We start from the raw sequence: 20,065 nt of genomic DNA, 5'->3' as shown, positions 1-20,065 counted from the left end.
GCGGTTGCTGACTGCGCGGGCTGATCGTGCGGCTCAAGGCACCGCAGAAGTGGCGGGCATCAGGGTAGCGATCAGCGCTCTGACCGTACCCGGCAGCGCTTCGAGTTCGCGTACCAGAATGCTGCGCTCGCGCACGGCCCAGGGTTCGTCGAGATCGATAGTGACGAGTTGCAGCGTCCGGCTGTGCCTTGTGGCTGCCGATTCGGGAATGATGCCGATGCCCACCCCCGCCTCGACCATCCGGCACACCGCTTCAAAGCTTGAGACCTGAATACGCAGGGACAGGCTCTCGCCCAGCTTTTCGACATGATCGCGCAGAAAACTCAGCAGCGTGCTGCCTTCGTGCAGGCCGATGTGCTGAAACGCCAAGGTCTGTTTCAGCGTGACGGTCTTGCGGGTCGCCAGTTCATGCCCTACAGGCACGATCAGCACCAGCCGGTCGGTGCTGAAGTGAAGAACCTGAAGACCCGCGGCCTGCACCGGCCCGGCGATGATACCCATGTCGGTGCTGCCGTCCAGCACACCCCGCACAATGTCACGCGACAGCCGCTCCTGGAGGTCGACGGTGACACCGGGCCGCCTGGCGAGAAAACCCGCCAGCACCTCGGGCAGGAATTCCGTGACCGCCGTCGTGTTGGCGAAAATGCGGATATGCCCGACCGAATCGGACCCCATGTGTGTGAACTCGGCCTTGAGATAGTCGACCTGGCTCATGATCAGCCGGGCGTGCCTGAGCAGTTTATGCCCGGCGGGCGTCAGCTCGACGCCGCGACTGTCCCTGTACAGCAGCCGGGTGTCGAGCTGGCCCTCCAGCGCCTTGATCCTGGCACTGGCGGCAGCCGGCGAGAGAAATGCCCGGCGTGCGCCCTGGGTCAGGCTCGGCGATTCTCCGATATGGATGAAAAGGCGCAGATCAGCCAGGTCGAAATGCATGGGCGTCTCCAACGATGCTTGGGCGTTCAGCATATCTGAACGCGGTCTTATGCAAATGTAAATTCTCAGAATGCCAAGCCTCTCGCATGATCCGCGCATAACAACGACGCGGAGACCGCACGCCATGAATGATTCGCCATCGGATCCGACTGCCTGGATTGGCAGAACGCAGCAGGCCCAGGACGTTTTCAGCCGCAATCTGATCAAGCGGGTTGCCGCCACGTTCGGCGAGCCCGCGCCTGACGACGGACAGCCTTTGCCGCCACTGTGGCAGTGGTGTTTTTTCCAGGAGCCGGTCGCCGAAACCGGGCTGGGCGAGGACGGGCATCCGGCCCGTGGCGGTTTCCTGCCCCCTGCCGCGAACCGTAATCGCATGTGGGCCGGTGGCCGGGTGCAGTTCATCGAGCCGCTTCTGGTAGGTGTCGCGGCAGAATGCGTGTCCACCATTACGCACGTCGAAGAAAAACACGGTCGCACCGGCTCGCTGTTGTTCGTCACGGTGCGTCACGACTATGCCCAGCACGGCCAGCTCTGCGTGCGCGAGGAGCAGGACATCGTCTATCGGGAACCCAGTTCGCCCAAACTGGCCAGCGATGCATTGCCCGACGACGGCGAATGGTCCGAAAGCATCGCTCCGACCCCAACCCTGTTGTTCCGCTATTCCGCGGTCACCTTCAACGGTCATCGCATCCACTACGACTTTCCCTATGTGACGGCAACCGAGGGCTACTCGGACCTGGTGGTGCACGGCCCACTGATCGCCACCTTGAGTCTGAGGGCGTTCATTCGCGCCAATCCAGACAAGCGCGTCCGGCACTTCGCCTACCGCGGCGTGCGCCCGCTGAACCTGCCTGCGCATTTTGAAGTCGGCGGTCGTGTCGTAGAGCCCGGCAAGGCCCGCCTGTGGGCCGGCAATGAAGCGGGCATCGCCCAGAGCGCCGACGTCACTTTCGACTGACCGCTTCCAACCGTGAACGCACCGCCGGGTCCCTGTGGTGCGGCTGACCCAGAGAATCGACCATGAATCCGTATGAAGATGAAGACCTCAATGCCATCCGCGAAGGCGTGCGTGCGCTGTGTGCGGGTTTCGACGCCGCATACTGGCGCAGGATTGATGAAGAAAAAGGTTTCCCCGAAGACTTCGTCAAAGCCCTGACCGACGCTGGCTGGCTGTCGGCGATGATTCCCGCCGAGTATGGCGGTTCGGGTCTGGGCCTGGCGCAAGCGTCGGTCATCCTCGAAGAGGTGAATGCCTGCGGCGGTAATTCCGGAACCGTGCACGGCCAGATGTACAACATGTTCACGCTGCTGCGTCACGGCAGCGAAGAGCAGAAACGCCATTACCTGCCCAAGCTCGCCAGCGGCGAATTGCGCCTGCAGTCGATGGGCGTGACCGAGCCGACCACCGGCACCGACACCACCAAGATCAAGACCACGGCTGTCAGACAAGGCGACAAGTACGTGATCAACGGCCAGAAAGTCTGGATTTCCAGAATCCAGCACTCGGACCTGATGATCCTGCTCGCTCGGACCACGCCGCTGGCAGAGGTGAAGAAGAAATCCGAAGGCATGTCGATCTTTCTGGTTGACCTGCGTGAAGCCATTGGCAAGGGGCTGACCGTTCAACCCATCGCCAACATGGTCAATCACGAAACCAACGAGTTGTTCTTCGACAATCTCGAACTGCCGGCCGACAGTCTGATCGGCGAAGAAGGCAAAGGCTTTAAATACATTCTTGACGGTCTGAACGCCGAGCGGACCCTGATCGCAGCCGAGTGCATCGGCGACGGTCGCTGGTTTGTCGAGAAAGCCAGCGCCTATGCACGTGACCGCGTGGTGTTCGGGCGGCCGATCGGGCAAAACCAGGGCGTGCAGTTCCCGATTGCCGAGGCACACATCGAAATCGAGGCAGCCGACCTGATGCGCTGGCGCGCCTGCGAGGAATACGACAGCGGCAAAAACGCCGGGGCCAGCGCCAACATGGCCAAGTACCTGGCGGCCAAGGCTTCCTGGGAGGCCGCCAACGCCTGCCTGCAGACCCATGGCGGTTTTGGCTTCGCCTGCGAGTATGACGTGGAACGCAAATTCCGCGAGACCCGCCTCTACCAGGTCGCGCCGATCTCAACCAACCTGATCCTTTCCTACGTCGCCGAGCACTTGCTTGAACTGCCGCGCAGCTTCTGAGGGCACGCCCATGTACCACACCGATGCCTTGGCGACCTTTCTCGCCGACCTGCATTACTCACAGATTCCGGCCGGCGTGCTGGACCGCACCGAGGACCTGTTTCTGGACTGGATCGGTTCTGCGCTCGCCAGCCAGGGCGCCCGTCCGATTCCGTTGTTCGAACGCTACGCCCAGCGCATGGGTCCGGCCGAAGGTGCTGCGCGGATTCTGGTCAGCGGGCGCGGCACCACGCCGTACTTTGCCGCGCTGGTCAACGGCGCGGCCTCCCATCTGGTTGAGCAGGACGACTTGCACAACAGCTCGGTGCTGCACCCGGCGACCGTGGTCTTTTCCGCGGTCCTGGCGGCCGCGCAGGATCTGGACAAATCCGGCAAGGACCTGCTGGTCGCCTCGGTCGCCGGCTATGAGGCGGGCATTCGCATCGGCGAATTCCTCGGCCGCTCGCACTACCGGATTTTCCACACCACAGCCACGGTTGGAACCCTGGCAGCGGCTGTCGGCGTGGGCAAGCTGCTGAATTTCGACAAGGAGCAGTTTATCAATCTGTTGGGCACCGCCGGCACCCAGGCGGCCGGCCTCTGGGAGTTTCTGCGCGATGCCGCCGATTCCAAACAGCTGCATACTGCCAAGGCCGCTGCCGATGGCGTGCTGGCTGCCTACATGACCCAGGACGGCCTGACCGGTGCGCGCAACATTCTCGAAGGCGATCAGGGGATGGCGGCCGGCATGTCCAGCGACGCCGACCCCGCAAAGCTCTCGGATCGGCTGGGCAGCCGCTGGGCACTGGCCGAAACCTCGTTCAAGTTTCACGCCTCATGTCGCCACACCCATCCCGCCGCCGATGCGCTGCTGGAACTGATGCAACGCGAGGGGCTGGGCCACGAGCAGATCGCAACAGTGACGGCTCGCGTGCATCAGGGCGCCATCGATGTGCTGGGTCGGGTGGTGAAACCGAGCACCGTGCATCAGGCGAAATTCTCCATGGGCACGGTGTTGGGGCTGATCGCGGTGCACCGCAGCGCCCAACTGATCGAATTCCGCGACCTGGCCCTGACGGATACCCGAGTGGATGCATTCCGCGAGAAGGTCGCAATGGAGCTTGATCCGCAGGTCGACGCAGCCTATCCGGCACGCTGGCTGGGCCGCGTCACCGTGACCACAACCGACGGCCGCACGCTGACCGCGGCCATCGACGATCCCAAGGGCGATCCAGGCAACACCTTGTCGCGCCGCGAACTGGAGGAAAAATTCCAGCGACTGTTGGCGTTCTCCGGCGCTCGCACCCCGGAACAGGGCAGGCAATTGATCGACAAGGTCTGGCAGCTGCGCGACGCGCAAACGCTCAGCGATCTGATCTGACACGCGCCCGAGCGCATAGGTGAACCCATGAATCATTCCAACCCACGTCCTCTGGACGGCATCACGGTCATCAGTCTGGAACACGCCATCGCAGCCCCCTTCTGCACGCGTCAGCTGGCCGACCTCGGCGCCCGTGTCATCAAGATCGAACGCCCCGGCAGCGGGGATTTTGCCCGCGGTTACGACCAGCGGGTCGACGGCCTGGCCTCGCATTTCGTGTGGACCAATCGCTCCAAGGAAAGCCTGACCCTGGACCTCAAACAGGACAGTGCCGGGGCGATCCTCGACGCGTTGATCGCCAAGGCCGACGTGCTGGTGCAGAACCTGGCGCCCGGCGCGTCGGCACGCATGGGGCTGTCCTTCGACACGCTGCATGAGCGCTATCCGCGCCTGATCGTATGCGACATTTCCGGCTACGGCGAAGGCGGCCCTTATGAAAAGAAAAAGGCCTACGACCTATTGATCCAGAGTGAAGGCGGTTTCCTTTCGGTCACCGGCGGCCCCGGCGACGAGCAGATGGCCAAGGCCGGCTGCTCGATCGCCGACATCGCCGCGGGCATGTACGCTTATACCGGCGTGCTGTCGGCCCTGATGCTGCGGGACAAGACCGGTGTTGGCAGCCGCATTGATGTCTCGATGCTCGAAAGTCTGGTGGAGTGGATGGGCTACCCGATGTATTACGCATACAACGGCGCTCCACCTCCAGCCCGGGCGGGCGCGTCGCATTCGACGATCTACCCTTATGGCCCGTTTCCCACCGGAGACGGCGGCACGGTCATGCTCGGCTTGCAGAACGAGCGTGAATGGGCAGCCTTTTGCGAGAAAGTCTTGCTGGATACTGATCTGGCGAGCGATGAGCGCTTCTGCGCCAACTTCAAGCGTTCGGAGAACCGCGACGAACTGCGCCGGATAATCGTCGGCAGCTTCGCGCGTCTGACCGTCGACGACGTGGTGCAACGTCTGGAGGACGCGCAGATCGCCAATGCACGGGTCAACGACATGCAGGGCGTGTGGGACCACCCGCAGCTCAAGGCCCGCGATCGCTGGCGCGAAGTGGAAAGCCCCAGCGGCCCGCTGCCGTCCCTGCTGCCGCCGGGCCATAACGCGGCCTTTTCGCCGCGCATGGACGGCGTGCCGGCGCTCGGCGAGCACACGGGCAGCCTTCTGAGCGAGCTGGGCATCTCTGCCGAGGAGCAGGCACGTTTGGCCGCCTCCGGGGCGATCTGAACACGCATCGGCGATCGTCATTCGCCAAACAGGAGTCTTGTATCATGACCCGGACCCTTGTCCGTTCCGCACTGTTTGTTCCCGGAAGCCGGCCCGAACGTTTTGCCAAGGCGCTGGCTGCCGGGGCCGACGTGGTTATCGTCGACTTTGAGGATGCCGTGGAGGAATCCCTCAAGCGCGAGGCCCGAGACCATCTCGCCGCGTTTTTGACCCGGACGCCACAGGCGCAGGTATGGGTACGCGTCAACGCGCCGGACCATCCCGAGCATCCCGACGACCTGGCGTTCTGCGCACAGCAGGCCGGTGTCGGCGGCGTCCTGCTGCCCAAAGTGGAGAATGCCGCTCAGGTCGCAGCAGTCTGGAAGGCTGGCAAACCTGTCTGGCCGATCATCGAAAGCGCGAAAGGCTTACTGGCGCTTCCGGAGATTGCCGGCGCTTCGGGCGTCGAGCGCTTGTCCTTCGGTAGCCTCGACCTGGCACTGGACCTGAGCCTCACGCCAGGCACGGCCGCCGCCCAGCTGGTTCTCGACCAGGCGCGCATGGTGGTGCAATTGCATTCTCGCGGCGCCAACCTGCTGCCGCCGCTCGACGGCGTCTACCCTGCCATCGGCGATCCCGAAGGCCTGCAACGCGCGGTGCGCCACGCCCATGACATGGGCTATGGCGGTGCCTTGTGCATTCATCCGGCGCAAATACCAGTCATTCACGCCGCCCTGCTCCCCGACGAAGGCGATCTGGCATGGTCGCGCCGGGTCGTGGCAGCCAGCGCCGCCGCCAACGGCGCCGGTGCGTTTCAACTGGACGGCCAGATGATCGACGCGCCGGTCTTGCTGCGCGCCCGCCGCTTGCTGGCCCTGGCAGAGGGTGACGGTCGGCAGACGTCGAACCATGGCGATGCAGACCAGGCCTGCTAGCGTTCGAAGAGTTCGCCGGCAGCAACCATTGAAAGCAGCCCGAACAGCAAAGATGGACAGATCGCCTGCGTTCAGCTTTGCCGAACGCTGGATTACGGAAATGCTGATTCTCGACATGCGGTCGATTAGGCCATCGTAAAGCCGGCAACGCTTCGAAACGGCTTGCGAGCCCTACCGGCCGAAAGCTGAATTCTCCTACAACAATAAAAAGGTGATATCGATGTTGAAGCTGACCAAGGCGCTGTTCTGCGCCGCAGCCGTATCCGTGGCCGGCCTGGCTCAGGCCGCCGACCCCGTGGTCATCAAGTTCGCCCACGTGGTGGCGGAAAACACGCCCAAAGGCCAAGGCGCACTGATGTTCCAGAAGCTGGTCGCCGAAGACCCGCAACTCAAGGACAAGGTCAAGGTCGAGGTCTACCCCAACTCGTCGCTGTTCGGCGACGGCAAGGAAATGGAAGCGCTGCTGCTGGGCGACGTGCAGATGCTCGCGCCCTCCCTTGCGAAGTTCGAGCATTACACCAAGCAAGTACAGATCTTCGATCTCCCTTTCCTGTTCGACGACCTGGCAGCGGTCGACCGTTTCCAGCAAGGGCCGCAGGGCAAGGCGCTGCTGACCTCCATGGACGACAAGGGCATCCACGGCCTGGCCTACTGGCACAACGGTCTCAAGCAATTGTCGGCCAACAAGAAAGTGATCCTGCCCAAGGATGCGCGTGGCCTCAAGTTCCGGGTTCAGGCGTCCAGCGTGCTGGAAGAGCAGTTCAAGGCCATTCGCGCCAACCCCCGCAAGATGAGTTTCGCCGAGGTCTATCAAGGTCTGCAGACCGGCACGGTCAATGGCACCGAGAACACCTGGTCCAATTACGAAAGCCAGAAAGTCCACGAAGTGCAGCCGTTCTTCACCGAAACCAATCACGGGCTGATCGACTACATGGTCATCACCAACAGCCGGTTCTGGAACGGCCTGCCCGAAGACGTGCGGACCGAACTGCAGAAGATCATGGACCAGGTCACGGTCGAGGTGAACAGACAGGCCGAAGCGCTGAACCAGACGGCGCGGCAGAAGATCATCGATGCCAAGACCAGCGAAATCGACCCGCTGACCGCCGAACAGCGCCAGCAGTGGCGCGAAGCCATGCGCCCGGTCTGGGACAAGTTCTCCGAGCAGATCGGCGCGGACCTCATCAAGGCGGCCGAACAGGCCAACAAGGCGTCATAGCGCACCCCTGCGTGTGCGCGATGTTGTGACGTCAGGCTGTGACGTGAATGCGGTTACCCACTCGGGTAGCCGCCTCTCCTCTACGTTCGGAGAATTCTTATGCAATCGCTCAGGCGAGTCTGGGAGCATTTCGAAGAAGGCTTGATCGCCTTCCTGTTGGCTGCCATGACACTGGTGACCTTCGTCTACGTGGCACTGAACAATCTTTACACCGTGTTCTACAACCTCAGTGATCGATGGGCCTGGAGCAGCGAGCTGTTCGCCAGCGTCGGCGATCACCTGATGGGATATGCGCAGGAAATGACCTGGAGCGTCGCCTTGACCAAGGCGCTGTTCGGCTGGCTGATCTTCTTTGGCATTTCCTATGGTGTCCGCACCGCCGGCCACCTGGGTGTGGACGTGCTCGTCAGAAAGACCAGCAAACCGGTCCAGCGCATCCTGGCGATGCTGGCCTGCGCCTGCTGCCTGGCCTACGCCGGGCTGTTTCTGATCGCCAGCGTGAAATGGGTCTCGGCGCTGATGGCTGCAGGTATCGGTGCCGAGGACCTGGACCGCTACGGGATCAAGATCGGCCACATCGCGGTCATCGTGCCGTTCGGTTTCGCGCTGATCATCTTGCGCTATCTGGAAATCCTCTATCGCATCTTCACCCATCGTCAGGCCGGTCTTGGCCTGGCTGACGAAGCGGCGGAAGCGAGCAAACTGGCCAATCCTGGTGAGGAGCAACACTGATGACGGTTATCTGTCTGTTCCTGCTGTTGTTCGTATTCATGTTCCTGGGCGTGCCGATTGCGATTTCGCTGGGGCTGTCGGGCGCGGTGTCCATCCTGCTATTCAGCCAGGATTCGCTCAGTTCGCTCGCCATCAAATTGTTCGAGACGTCCGACAGCTATACCTTTCTGGCCATCCCCTTCTTCCTGCTGTCCGGCGCCTTCATGACCACCGGAGGCGTGGCGCAGCGGCTGATCGACTTCGCCAACGCCTGCGTCGGGCATATCCGCGGCGGTCTGGCGATTGCCGCCGTGCTGGCGTGCATGCTGTTCGCGGCCTTGTCGGGCTCCTCGCCGGCGACGGTCGCCGCAGTGGGTTCGATCGCGGTCGCCGGCATGGTGCGTTCGGGCTACCCACGGGAGTTCGGCGCCGGGATCATCTGCAATGCCGGTACGCTCGGCATCCTGATTCCGCCCTCGATTGTGATGGTGGTGTATTCGGCAGCGACCGAAACCTCCGTGGGCAAGCTGTTCATGGCGGGCGTGATCCCCGGCATCCTGCTGGGCCTGTGCCTGATGGTGGCCATCTACATCGTCGCCCGGATCAAGAAGCTCCCGGCCCAGCCGCGGGCGAGCTTGCGCCAGTGGCTGCACACTGCACGGCGCGCATTCTGGGGGCTGTTGTTGCTGGTGATCATTCTGGGCGGGATCTACAGCGGGATGTTCACCCCGACCGAAGCGGCGGCCGTCGCGGCGGTGTATTCGGCGTTCATCGCGTTGTTCGTCTACAAGGATATGAGCTTACGGGAATGCCCCAAGGTGCTGCTGGAATCGGGCCGTTTGACCATCATGTTGCTGTTCATCATCGCCAACGCGATGCTGTTCGCCCACGTGCTGACCACCGAGCAGATTCCACAGGAAATCACCAACTGGGTACTGTCCGAGGGCCTGACACCCATTGGCTTCCTGATCATGGTCAACATTGTCCTGCTGATTGCCGGCAGTTTCATGGAGCCGTCGGCGATCATTCTGATTCTGGCGCCGATCTTCTTCCCGATTGCCATGGAACTGGGCATCGACCCGATCCATCTGGGTATCGTCATGGTGGTGAACATGGAGATCGGGCTGGTGCATCCGCCGGTAGGCCTGAACCTGTTCGTGACCTCGGCGGTCACGGGATTGACGCTTGGGCAGACCATTCGCGCGGCGTTGCCCTGGCTCTCGATTCTCCTGCTGTTCCTGATTCTGGTGACCTACGTGCCCATGCTGTCTCTCGCCCTGCCCAACTGGCTAGGAATGCCATAGCGAGTACAGAGCGCTCAGCACCGCGCATATCTGGTGTATCAGGCGTGTGGTCATCGCCAGCAAGCCGGCTACGCCGGATACACCAGCCGCCTGCAAGCCTGAGTGGATCGCCTTACCATCACGCCGGCGCCGTGGAACAACGTCCCGTATGCTAACTGTTGTTTGTAAGCCAGTTTTCGCTTTGGGGCGTTCTACACTCTCACGAATCTTCATTTCAACATGAAGGACCGTGATAGAGAGCCGACCATTCCCAATTGCCACAAAAACCTGAATGCATCCTTAAGAATGCATTCAGGTGCCCATCAAAATCCATCTTTTCCCCCCGTTCTGAATATCGAAAGCGAAGTCCCAGAACACCGGGTATGAGTTACGGAATTCGGGCTTCCCGTGCGTGGCCAAGCGCCTGAAGCAACGCGGTTTGCGTGATGAGTACCTGGGGAGCTGGAGATTACCCAGTCGTTTCTGTGGTACCTCTTAGAAGCCCTCCATCACGATCTTGCCCTTCGCCTTGCCGCTTTCCAGTAGAGCATGGGCACGACGAAGATTTTCTGCGCTGAGGCGTCCGTAGTTATCGCCGACAGTGGTACGCAATAGACCCGAATCAACGTGCCGCGCAATTTCGTTGAGGATGTTGTGCTGCTCCTGCATGTCCTCGGTTTCGTAAAGCGAGCGGGTATACATCAGCTCCCAGTGCAACGACAGGCTCTTACGCTTCAGCGGCACAGCGTCAAGCGTGGCCGGATCATCGATCAGGCCCAGCCTGCCCTGAGGCTTCAGTGATTCGATGATTTGCTCGTAGTGCCGATCAGTCTGGGTCAGGCTGGCGACATAGCTGACTTGTCCAATGCCAATGCGCTTGAGCTCTTCGCTGAGTGGCTTGGTATGGTCGATGACGTGATGCGCACCCAGCTCGGTGACCCACGCCTGGGTTTCCGGGCGCGAAGCCGTGCCGATGACTGTTAGTCCGGTCAGTTGACGCGCCAACTGAGTCAGGATGGAACCCACCCCGCCCGCAGCGCCGACGATGAGCAGCGTTTCGCCTAGGTCGGTGGTATCACGTGCAACACCGAGGCGATCGAACAGCAATTCCCAGGCGGTCAGGGAAGTCAGTGGCAATGCCGCAGCCTGCCTGAAATCCAGCGAATGGGGCATTGAACCGACGATACGCTCGTCCACCAGTTGCAGCTCACTGTTGCTTCCCGGGCGGATCAACGATCCGGCGTACCAGACCCTGTCACCGGGCTTGAACAGCGTCACGTCGCTGCCGACCGACTTGACCACGCCGGTAGCGTCCCATCCGAGGATACGCGGATGGCTTTCGTCTTCGTGCGGTACGTAGCCCTGTCGCACCTTGGTATCGACAGGATTGACCGAAACGGCCTTTACCTCTACGAGCAAGTCGCGCGGCTTGGGCACTGGCTCGGGTATATCGATCTCCACCAAGGCGTCGGGATGTTCGATAGGCAGGCATTTGAAGTGTGCAATGGCTTTCATTCGAAGAACCTCAGGAGATGCGATACATTTTCGTGATGGTGAGCTTTTCAGCAGCACGCTCGATGAAAGGGAGCGCTGCCTGAAAATGCGGGGTCGCTTCGTGAGCAGTCAGCGCCGCTTCAGTGCGCCACTGTTCGATCATATGGAAAGTGCGGGCCTGCTCGGCATCACGATGGAAGTCGTACTGGATGCAATCCGCTTCGGCTCGGCTCGGGCCTTGCAGGCCCTGCAGCGTCTCCTGAAGTTCGGCTTCAAACCCGGCCTTGGCGATCAAAGTGGCAATCAGTGTCAGAGGGGTAGTCATCAAACCTCCTGCTTGTGGGCGTTATAAAGAGAGAGCGCGTTGGCTGGCACGGGTGTATCGAAGATATCCATGCCGTCGGCCGTGCGGCCAACAATTTGAATCCGCGGTGCTGCGAGATGCCGGCCTGGTCGAAATCCAGGCTATCGGCACGACACACATGAACTCGTCGCAGGGAGAGACTGAGTCACTGTCTGCGGGCCCGGCGCGCACGATCCTGTGTCGGCGTGACTAAGCCTTTCGCTCAATGACGACTTTGCCAATGGCACGACCTGACTCTAGGCGATCATGTGCCGCACTGACACCCGCAGCAGTGAAATCATGGCGCTCATCGATCAGAGGCTTGACCAAGCCGCGATCAACCAAGGCAGCCAGTCTTTGCAGAATCTCGCCATGGTGCTTGCGGTCTTGGTTATGAATGATCGAAACAGCCATGAATACCAGGTCGAGTCTCAACGCCTTGAAGTGCATTTCGGTCAGATCGTAGGTGTCGTAACCGATGATCGAGACGACGTGGCCCTTGAGCTTCGCGGCTTTCAGCGAGTTCTGTAAGACCTCGCCGCCCAGGGTATCGAAGACCGTATCGAATCCCTTTCCTTCAGTGATTCGCTGACTGTATTCCTCAGGCGTCTCGCTGTTATAAAAAATAATTTCATCGGCGCCCAACCGACGGGCAATTTCCGCTTTTTCCGGTGTGGAAACAGTCGTCGATACCCTGGCTCCCAGGACCTTGGCCAATTGAACGCCTATGTGCCCTACACCGCCGGTGCCACCATGTACAAGGACATTGTCATTGGGTTTGATCGAAGCACGGTCGATCAGCGCCTCCCATGCAGTAATCGCCACGAGCGGCAAGCTTGCTGCCTCGCCAAAAGAGAGCGACGTGGGTTTTAGCGCCAGCATCTGGGCATCGACCTCCATCTGATCTGCGAGCGCACCGGGAATCCCCACGATGCCGCCGAAACAGCCATAGACTTCATCGCCTGGGTTGAAGCGCGTCACGCCAGTACCGACGGAGCTGACCACCCCTGAAACATCAATGTGAAGAGTGGCCGGGAAAGTCAGACCAGCCGTACCTTCGCTGCCACGACGAATTTTCGTGTCCACGGGATTCACGCTTGTCGCCCGCACATCGACAATCACATGACCTGCTCGAGCAACGGGACTGTCCGTCTGAATGTCGACAAAAAGGTCTGAGCTACCATGCTGATTTATCACAATGGCTTTCAAGGGTTTAACTCCGAGGGACTATAGGCCACCAAATTATCATCAATAAAATGGGATAAGTACGTTAGAGTTGTTGAATCTTTCGGTCCTGATGGTTGGTAATAAATGCTGGATTCCATCGATGAATTGCGTTTGTTTGTTGCCGTTTTTGAGGAAGGATCCATCCGTGCGGCTTCCGAACGACTGCGGATGACAGCTGCGGGCGGAAGTAAGCGTCTTCTGGCCCTTGAAGACAGCGTGGGCCGGAGACTTTTTAACCGAACCACCCGCAAACTCAGCCCCACTTCTGACGGAGAGAAGCTTTATCAGCATGCCCTGAGCATCCTCGAAAGCGTCGAGAAGGCCGAGGGAGGATTTTTCCAGAAGACCGAGATTACCGGTCATCTGCGCATAACCGCTTCCGCGACATTTGCCCAAGGTTATTTATCGAGCGTCGTAAGCAGTTATCTCAAACGCTACCCTGGCGTCATCGTCGATCTCCATCCGACGGATCAACTGGTTGATCTGGCCGCCCATGGTACCGACCTTGCGATTCGGCACGGCGTCATGGCCGATTCGTCCCTGATCGCGCAAAGAATTGCTGCCTCTCGACGTCTGATATGCGCGGCCCCCCAGTATTGGGAAAAACAGGGCATGCCTATCTCTCCAAAAGAATTGGCCATGCTGGACGGCCTCATCGTTGGTAAGGATTCCAGCTGGGCCATGTCCCGAGGAGGCGTCAAAAAAACCTGCAAAATACGCAAACGGTTTTCATCCAGTCTTGGGGAAGTGGTTCGCCAGATGGCGATAGATGGACATGGAGTAGCGCTGCTCATGGACTGGCATGTACGAGATGATCTTGATTCAGGCGCGCTGGTGGAGGCATTTTCCGATTGGGCCATTGAGCCGCCGGTGGGAATCTATGCGGTCTACCCTTCAAGAGAAAACATTGCTCCGACTGTCCTGAGCTTTGTTGCTCATCTCAAAGAGTGGGTCGCGGCCCACCCCGTTTAAAAGAAAGCGACAGTACCGCCACGATGAACCCTGCCGGATGGAGAAAGAAGACCGGGAGGTATCACTAAAAATGCAGATCAATGAGGTTCGACCCATGTGATCAACATCGACGCCCTGTTCATCGAGTACAGCGGCCATTACTTCGCACGCCACGACACCAAGGCCTGGGAGGTTATCGTGCAGATCGAGGCCGGGCTCAACGACAAGAACATCCCCTTCAACATGAAGGGCCGCCAGAAGCGCGTTATTGCCATCGACCAGTACCTGTCGCAAACCCGAGTTGCAGATCCTGTGATGGATGGGCTGCGCTCTGCGGTTCGCTACGACAAGACGTACTTCGACAAGATCGTCGCTTCGCTGCTGCCGCTGTTGGAAAAACTCACCACCGGGCGCATGGCGGAGCTTATCTCGCCCAACTACAACGACCTCAGCGACCCACGGCCGATCTTCGACTGGATGCAGATCATCCGCAAACGGGCGATTGTTTACGTCGGCCTCGATGCCCTGTCCGATCCGGAAGTGGCCGCTGCGGTGGGCAACTCGATGTTCTCCGATCTGGTGTCGGTGGCTGGCCATATCTACAAGTTCGGTATCGACGACGGCCTGCCAGGTGCCGTCAACGACCGCAAGATCCCGATCAACCTGCACGCTGACGAATTCAACGAACTGATGGGCGACGAGTTCATCCCGATGATCAACAAGGGTGGTGGCGCGGGCATTCAGGTCAGCGCCTATACCCAGACCATCAGCGATATCGAAGCGCGCATCGGCAACCGGGCCAAAGCCGGTCAGGTAGTCGGTAACTTCAATAACCTGTTCATGCTCCGCGTGCGCGAAACAGCGACGGCCGAGCTGCTGACCAAGCAGTTGCCGAAGGTCGATATCTACTCGACCACCCTGGTGAGCGGCGCGACCGATGCCTCGGATCCGTCCGGGAAGACCGACTTCACCAGCAACACCCAAGACCGGGTCAGCTCCACCAGCGTCCCGCTGATCGAGCCCGCGCATATCGTCAGCCTGCCCAAAGGCCAGGCCTTCGCACTGATCGAGGGCGGCAACCTGTGGAAGGTGCGCATGCCGCTGCCCGCGCCTGATCCTGACGAAGTCATGCCCAAGGACCTGCAAACCCTGGCCGAGCACATGCGCAAGGGGTATTGCGACGGAGGCGGCCAATGGTGGACGGCCCCTTCCTCGCGAACGCTGCCCGAAGATCTACCGGCTGACCTGATCGACACCCTGCCCGCCCAACCTGCTGAATAATTCATATGGCCAACCCCACGCAAAGCGCCCAAACCCAGCAACAACGCGTCCGAGAAAAAGGGCGGATCATGCGCGCCCTCTCCATCCCGTTTGCCTTCATCGGCCTGCTGCTGGGCTCGCTATTTATCAGCGTGCTGATCGAATGGATCGGACTGTGTTTCTACTGGCGAGAACAGGGCTGGCACCACGCGCGGGACATGCTCAACAACGAAGTCCAATGGATCGCGAATGGCTTTGCCCAAAGCCTGGTGGTGGACAATCCGGGCAGAACAGCCAAGGCCGTCATCGATGTCGCGTACGTGTGGATGTTCGAAAAGACCGGGCTAATCGAATGGATCAACTACTCGGCAGCACAATCGCGGATCAATGGCAGCCAGGCTCAAGGTGCTCATCAATACCTTGGGATGATGTACGTTGCGCTTGAGGATTACGGGTTGGCGGCGGTCTATACCGTGCTTACGTTTCTGACGCGACTGGTGATTCTGACGCTGTCGGTGCCGCTGTTTCTGATGGCTGCGTTCACTGGGGCGGTGGATGGGCTGGTGCGGCGGGACTTGCGCAGGTTTGGGGCGGGGCGTGAGTCAGGGTTTATCTATCACCGGGCGAAGATGCTGGTTGTTCCAGTCGGCGTGGCGCCCTGGGTGATCTATCTGGCGATGCCGGTGAGTGTGAGTCCGGTGTTGATATTGCTGCCTTGTGCGGTGGTTTTGGGTGGAGTGGTGAGTGTGACGGTGGGGAGTTTCAAAAAGTATTTATGACGTAGATTTTTGGTCAGGTCCCGACGCGTCAGACCTTAATGCCGCTGTCAGTAGTGCGAAAGGTTGCTCATCACCCATATGGCCGCCGCGGCAATGATATTGCGTTTTGCTTCGTGCTCCGACTCGGTTTCATCGGCGCTCGCATCGCTGAACAGGCGCGTCAGCACGCACGACGGCCCCCCGGCCGTTGCTCTAGCTGAGCAGCTTTGCCCGCTCACTTCTGCCCCGCACATCCCAGGATCGCGTGGAAGCCGACATGTCCTCTCCTGCCTTCTTTCTGGCCTTTCGTTACTAGGTCGCCCGATGGCCTCCGAACCTTGTTGCTGGACGTAATTGACCAACGTGGTCTGACCGGACCTGCTGATATCACCGCTGAGGTCTCAAGACACCGGCGAGCAGTGCGGTCGTTATCTGGCGCCACGTATAGCCGGCATGCCAGCGGGCCAGCATTGACAGTGTCAGACCAAGTCGAAGCTCTATAACTCACCAGACCTCATGAGTCTCAGCTCGGTAATTCTTCTCAATGCGGTCAACAAGCAATGGCGCACTGATAATTCCCTCGGTTGGATACTCCAGCTCATCCGACCTGAATTCCCTATCGAGTCGAAATGACTCTCTACCATCCCACAACCAAAGGGAGCCACCCGGCCCGCCATTCCTAGAACGAAATGTAGGAAATAGCTGCAACCGTTCGGGAACCGGGACATTTCCAACAACGGACAGGAGACCTTGATTTACTGCACTTTGAACAACAAAAAAAGCAGAAAACTGTGGCTCTCTGTCAACCACCGCTGAAAAATCACTCGGTTGCTTATTATGAAACCCTGGAAAAACACGAATTAAGAAACCGAACTCCGGGTGCTTATGAGTAACTTGCGCATATGCGACACCCTGCGAGGTTAATACCTGCAAAATGTCGCCCAACCTTACCTTCTTAGCCATTTAAAATCCTTCGTATCCAGCTTTTTTCAGCAGCTCGGTGCCGCGAATCAAACCCTGCTCATACTTGGTAGGGTTTTTGATAGACGATATGGAGTTGATTTTGTTCATTAACGTCCCACCATCTTTACCTAGGCCATGATAATCGATCAGTGTTTGCTCAACCGCCCGTGCATCCGCACGAGATATATTTTCAAGCCCTCTTATTTTTGAAATCACTATATCTTTTTCTCTAAGATGAGCTTGACCACGTTTAACGATGTCGTCGGTTATTCCTACATATCGAGTTACACCATCCACGACACAGCTATAAACACAGGTCTTACCGCCAACAGATGCAACCTCACCTACGCCTTTTGCAGCTCTGACTTCAGCCCAATAAGCATACGCCTTTTGTACGTTGCTAGCCTCCGCTGCTGTCGCAGCACGAACAGCCCCCCTAAGGCACCTACAGGCGCGATCAAGACTTCGGCGACGAGCCCTTTACCGTCTAGATAGGTCTGTTGCAATGAAGCTTTAGCCGTCAGCGCTCGCTCTATAAGCGTAAATTTGTAGTTCTCACACACCGCACTGGTGCATTGCAGCTCACCTAACGCCGCCAGACCGCCATGAATTTGCCCCAGCAGGTCGTTCGCTCGAGCAGGTCCAAACGTTTTGAGCGCATCGTCCAGATTGTCTCGGCTCAGTTGATCGTAGTTCGTATCACCGTACTGTGCAGTCCAGACGTTTCGATAGCACGAGTCGCCCTTGCCCTTGCACGCATCCATGTCGCCTACGAAATCAACCATTTCATGGTGATTCAAGAAATTATACTGGGTGGCGTTCTTTGCGACCCACGCGCCAGCCTCAACGGCTTTAGCGTCCCCGCCGACAACCGCAGCAGCGAGCATGCCCACTAATTGAGAAGCCGAAGTGAGCAGCAGATCGCGTTGTGTCGGCGATAGCTGCGTAACGCTGCGTCTCAATGGCGTCGCAAAGGCCTCGTTTACACCTGCAGCCATTGCTCCGGAAAGGAAGTCGCTACCAGAAGCTTCAGCCAGACTCCCACCGATCAAGGCATGCAAAGCAATCTTCCCAGCACTGCCATCAGCCAGATTTGATCCGCCTGCCGCGTTGAAGCTGGTAGCCGCCGCAGTGTTCAACAGTGATGTGAGGAGGGCATCGTTGTAATTCGCATTCATGCCAAGCGCTTTGCTTAGCGCCACGGAAGTGGTGTTTTGTAGTGCCTGGCTTGCAGCGAACCGGCCAACATTCTCCACACTACCCAGATCAATAGTGATTTTCCCTGTCAACGGATCTGTGTTCGTAGCCGTCAATCCATTGAAATGCCTGCGGTCAGGCCTGCGGTCAGGCCGCTTACTGCATATCCCTTGAGCGCGTCACTTGATGTAGTGTCCTTTAAGACGGCACCTAGGTCCCCATTGTTACTGATAAAACTATTCGCCGCAGTTGTAGCAGCTCCAGTGGCAATAGCCGCCCCGCCAGCAGCCATCACTGTGCCTGCTCCCGACAGCGCGCTCAGAGCCGCAGGGCCGACGAAGAAAGCCATGGCAATGGCCAACACTAACTGCGCCCCGGCCCCCAACCCCGATTGGCTGTACTTAAAGGAGTCGTGAATCTCCTTCACCTGCCTCCAGTCGACGTCCCCATGCTTCTCGGCTTCCTTCAACCACGCGAGTTGCGGGTCGGCTTTCACCATCGCATCAATGGCCGCACTCACCGTCTGTTTGTTGACTTGCTTGACGTCGATCTTTAAGCCTTCCACCGCGCGGATGGTCAACTCGCCTTTGGCGATGAGCTCACTCTGACGCAATATCTCGTCAGTACGGCCTTTACCACTCGAAGAATTCCAAGCCAAGTCGCTCCTGCTCTTCTCGTGGCTCTCCTGATGCAGGTCCTTCACACCTTCAAATGTCACCGCACCGCCACTATCAATGGTCAGGTCTTTACCGCTCTCCAGTTTTGCTTCCTGATAGTGTTGATCGCCGCCACTCACCAGCAGCAGATCGCCACCGGTTTTGATCTCGCTGCTCACGTTGCGCACGTCGGTCACTTCGTCGCGCTTTGTTACTTTCTTGCCCCAAGAGCCTTTTTTCTTCTTGTCATACAGCGAGTACTCGCTGTCCTGCGCTGCCAGGAGGTCGAGATTATTGCCTGCGACGAGGTAAGCTTCATTACCTGCGGTTATACGACTGGAAATGACGGCGAGGTTCTGGCCGGCCGCCAGTGAGATAGCCCCGCCCGCCTCCATCGCCGTAGAAACCTGGTGAACATTGTCCTTCTGGACGGTGAGTTTCTTGCTCTTGGAGAGATAGTGATACTCGTCCGCCGCCGAACTGATTGTGAGGTTCTCATCGGCACTTGCGGTAATGTCACGCTTGGCCGATATCTGGCTGGCGATTGCATTCACGTCGCGCGCTGCGTTGATTTTGAGGTCGCGGCCGGAGGCTACGTCCGCCGACAGCTGCGTCACGGTCGTGGTGTGACGATCACTGCTGACGGTCTCGGCAGAGAGGAGACTTACGTCGCGGCCGGCATCGATCGCGGTATCACGGCCACTTTGCATTACCCCGCCGATGACGTTGACATCGCGGCCTGCGGACAAGGCCATGTCATTACCGGCTTCGATGCGGGCAGCGTTGTCTGCGTAGTCAGTTCGGCCCACGGCCCTACCGCTGGTATTCATCGCAGTAGTGACGGATCGTTCATTGATCACATCGCCGCCGACCGCCATCACGCTTACGTCGCGACCGGCAATGATCCCGCCCGATTTGTTGACCACGTCATTGCCTGCCAGCAGATCCAGGCGGTTGCCGGCTTCCAGCAGGCCGCTATTGACCACATCATTGCCAGCAGTAACCGACAGGTTGTTGGTCGCACGAATGGTGCCGACGTTTTCCAGGTTCTCACCCGCTATCACCGTAATATCGTTGCCTGCGAGCAGAGCACCGGTCGGGCCTAGACGGTTGTTCGCCTGGGCCAGGTACAAGACCGGCACCAGCACTTTTTCGCCATTCACTTCATGCTCTTCGAGCCACACGATATGGGTCAGCGCGGCGACCTGCTGTGAAGTCAGCGATACCCCGACCGCAAGGTTCAGCTGATCCTTGCTGGTGATCGCATTGTTCATCAGGTAGCGGAACTGATCTTCGTTGGAGGTCTGCCCGCCGAGGAAAGCCTGCCCTGTTCTGGCGACAACTGCCTGCTGCACGAGTCGTTGTTCATACAGACCATCGCCCAA

16 protein-coding genes and 2 pseudogenes are annotated in these 20,065 nt (G+C 59.2%); 11 read left to right on the top strand and 7 right to left on the bottom strand.

Annotated features, from left to right (window positions below):
- Positions 1-33 precede the first annotated feature (33 nt).
- Positions 34-933 (bottom strand): LysR family transcriptional regulator, encoded by a 900-nt coding sequence (locus tag EGJ27_RS00090; RefSeq protein ID WP_125828589.1) that lies wholly within the window; start codon positions 931-933, stop codon positions 34-36.
- Between the two features lie 124 nt (positions 934-1,057).
- Here EGJ27_RS00090 and EGJ27_RS00085 point away from each other — a divergent pair, with 124 nt between their 5' ends.
- From EGJ27_RS00085 to dctM, 8 genes are all read left to right on the top strand, one after another.
- Positions 1,058-1,891, top strand: coding sequence for a MaoC family dehydratase N-terminal domain-containing protein (locus tag EGJ27_RS00085; protein WP_125828588.1), 834 nt, complete (start codon positions 1,058-1,060; stop codon positions 1,889-1,891).
- A gap of 62 nt (positions 1,892-1,953) precedes the next feature.
- Positions 1,954-3,117 carry an acyl-CoA dehydrogenase family protein gene (locus EGJ27_RS00080; protein WP_125828587.1) on the top strand — a complete coding sequence of 388 codons (1,164 nt, stop codon included), beginning with the start codon at positions 1,954-1,956 and terminating at the stop codon, positions 3,115-3,117.
- A gap of 10 nt (positions 3,118-3,127) precedes the next feature.
- Complete coding sequence (locus tag EGJ27_RS00075; RefSeq protein WP_125828586.1) at positions 3,128-4,477, top strand: MmgE/PrpD family protein; 1,350 nt, start codon at positions 3,128-3,130, stop codon at positions 4,475-4,477.
- Between the two features lie 27 nt (positions 4,478-4,504).
- Entirely contained in the window at positions 4,505-5,704 is a 1,200-nt protein-coding gene (locus EGJ27_RS00070) for a CaiB/BaiF CoA-transferase family protein (RefSeq protein WP_125828585.1), read from the top strand.
- A gap of 44 nt (positions 5,705-5,748) precedes the next feature.
- Positions 5,749-6,618 (top strand): CoA ester lyase, encoded by an 870-nt coding sequence (locus EGJ27_RS00065; protein ID WP_125828584.1) that lies wholly within the window; start codon positions 5,749-5,751, stop codon positions 6,616-6,618.
- A gap of 220 nt (positions 6,619-6,838) precedes the next feature.
- A complete protein-coding gene (locus tag EGJ27_RS00060) occupies positions 6,839-7,837 on the top strand; it encodes a TRAP transporter substrate-binding protein (protein WP_125828583.1) in 999 nt (332 codons plus the stop codon).
- A gap of 99 nt (positions 7,838-7,936) precedes the next feature.
- Positions 7,937-8,569, top strand: a complete 633-nt coding sequence (locus EGJ27_RS00055) for a TRAP transporter small permease (RefSeq protein ID WP_125828582.1) — start codon at positions 7,937-7,939, stop codon at positions 8,567-8,569.
- Positions 8,569-9,852: a C4-dicarboxylate TRAP transporter large permease protein DctM gene (gene dctM, locus EGJ27_RS00050; protein WP_125828581.1), complete on the top strand. Its 1,284-nt coding sequence runs from the start codon at positions 8,569-8,571 to the stop codon at positions 9,850-9,852. Before EGJ27_RS00055 ends, dctM begins: the two co-directional genes overlap by 1 nt.
- Before the next feature lie 474 nt (positions 9,853-10,326).
- Here the strand turns inward: dctM and EGJ27_RS00045 are convergent, their stop codons facing one another.
- From EGJ27_RS00045 to EGJ27_RS00035, 3 genes are all read right to left on the bottom strand, one after another.
- Positions 10,327-11,346: a zinc-binding alcohol dehydrogenase family protein gene (locus EGJ27_RS00045; RefSeq protein WP_125828580.1), complete on the bottom strand. Its 1,020-nt coding sequence runs from the start codon at positions 11,344-11,346 to the stop codon at positions 10,327-10,329.
- Positions 11,347-11,356: 10 nt separating this feature from the next.
- On the bottom strand, positions 11,357-11,650 hold the full coding sequence (locus EGJ27_RS00040) for a putative quinol monooxygenase (RefSeq protein ID WP_125828579.1): 294 nt from the start codon (positions 11,648-11,650) through the stop codon (positions 11,357-11,359).
- A 228-nt stretch (positions 11,651-11,878) separates the two neighbouring features.
- On the bottom strand, positions 11,879-12,877 hold the full coding sequence (locus EGJ27_RS00035) for a zinc-dependent alcohol dehydrogenase family protein (protein ID WP_125828578.1): 999 nt from the start codon (positions 12,875-12,877) through the stop codon (positions 11,879-11,881).
- Between the two features lie 102 nt (positions 12,878-12,979).
- On the opposite strand from EGJ27_RS00035, the gene EGJ27_RS00030 reads away from it, so the two are divergent.
- The 3 genes and pseudogenes from EGJ27_RS00030 to EGJ27_RS00020 all read left to right on the top strand — a co-directional run bounded on the left by EGJ27_RS00030 (position 12,980) and on the right by EGJ27_RS00020 (position 15,885).
- Positions 12,980-13,867 carry a LysR family transcriptional regulator gene (locus EGJ27_RS00030; RefSeq protein WP_125828577.1) on the top strand — a complete coding sequence of 296 codons (888 nt, stop codon included), beginning with the start codon at positions 12,980-12,982 and terminating at the stop codon, positions 13,865-13,867.
- 93 nt (positions 13,868-13,960) lie between these two features.
- Positions 13,961-15,127, top strand: a pseudogene (gene traD, locus EGJ27_RS00025) (conjugative transfer system coupling protein TraD); the annotation flags it as partial.
- 5 nt (positions 15,128-15,132) lie between these two features.
- Positions 15,133-15,885, top strand: a complete 753-nt coding sequence (locus EGJ27_RS00020; protein ID WP_125828576.1) for a TIGR03747 family integrating conjugative element membrane protein — start codon at positions 15,133-15,135, stop codon at positions 15,883-15,885.
- Positions 15,886-16,368: 483 nt separating this feature from the next.
- Here EGJ27_RS00020 and EGJ27_RS00015 read toward each other — a convergent pair whose 3' ends face one another.
- From EGJ27_RS00015 to EGJ27_RS00005, 3 genes and pseudogenes are all read right to left on the bottom strand, one after another.
- Positions 16,369-16,827 carry a hypothetical protein gene (locus EGJ27_RS00015; protein WP_125828575.1) on the bottom strand — a complete coding sequence of 153 codons (459 nt, stop codon included), beginning with the start codon at positions 16,825-16,827 and terminating at the stop codon, positions 16,369-16,371.
- Positions 16,828-17,124, bottom strand: coding sequence for a GIY-YIG nuclease family protein (locus tag EGJ27_RS00010; RefSeq protein ID WP_125828574.1), 297 nt, complete (start codon positions 17,122-17,124; stop codon positions 16,828-16,830).
- A gap of 185 nt (positions 17,125-17,309) precedes the next feature.
- A pseudogene (locus tag EGJ27_RS00005) lies at positions 17,310-20,065 on the bottom strand (DUF637 domain-containing protein); the annotation flags it as partial.

Origin of the sequence: Pseudomonas sp. v388 (genome assembly GCF_003935425.1) — a bacterium.
GTDB lineage: Bacteria > Pseudomonadota > Gammaproteobacteria > Pseudomonadales > Pseudomonadaceae > Aquipseudomonas.
Note: the sequence above shows the minus strand (reverse complement) of the source record. Positions and strands in the feature narration are given on the sequence as shown.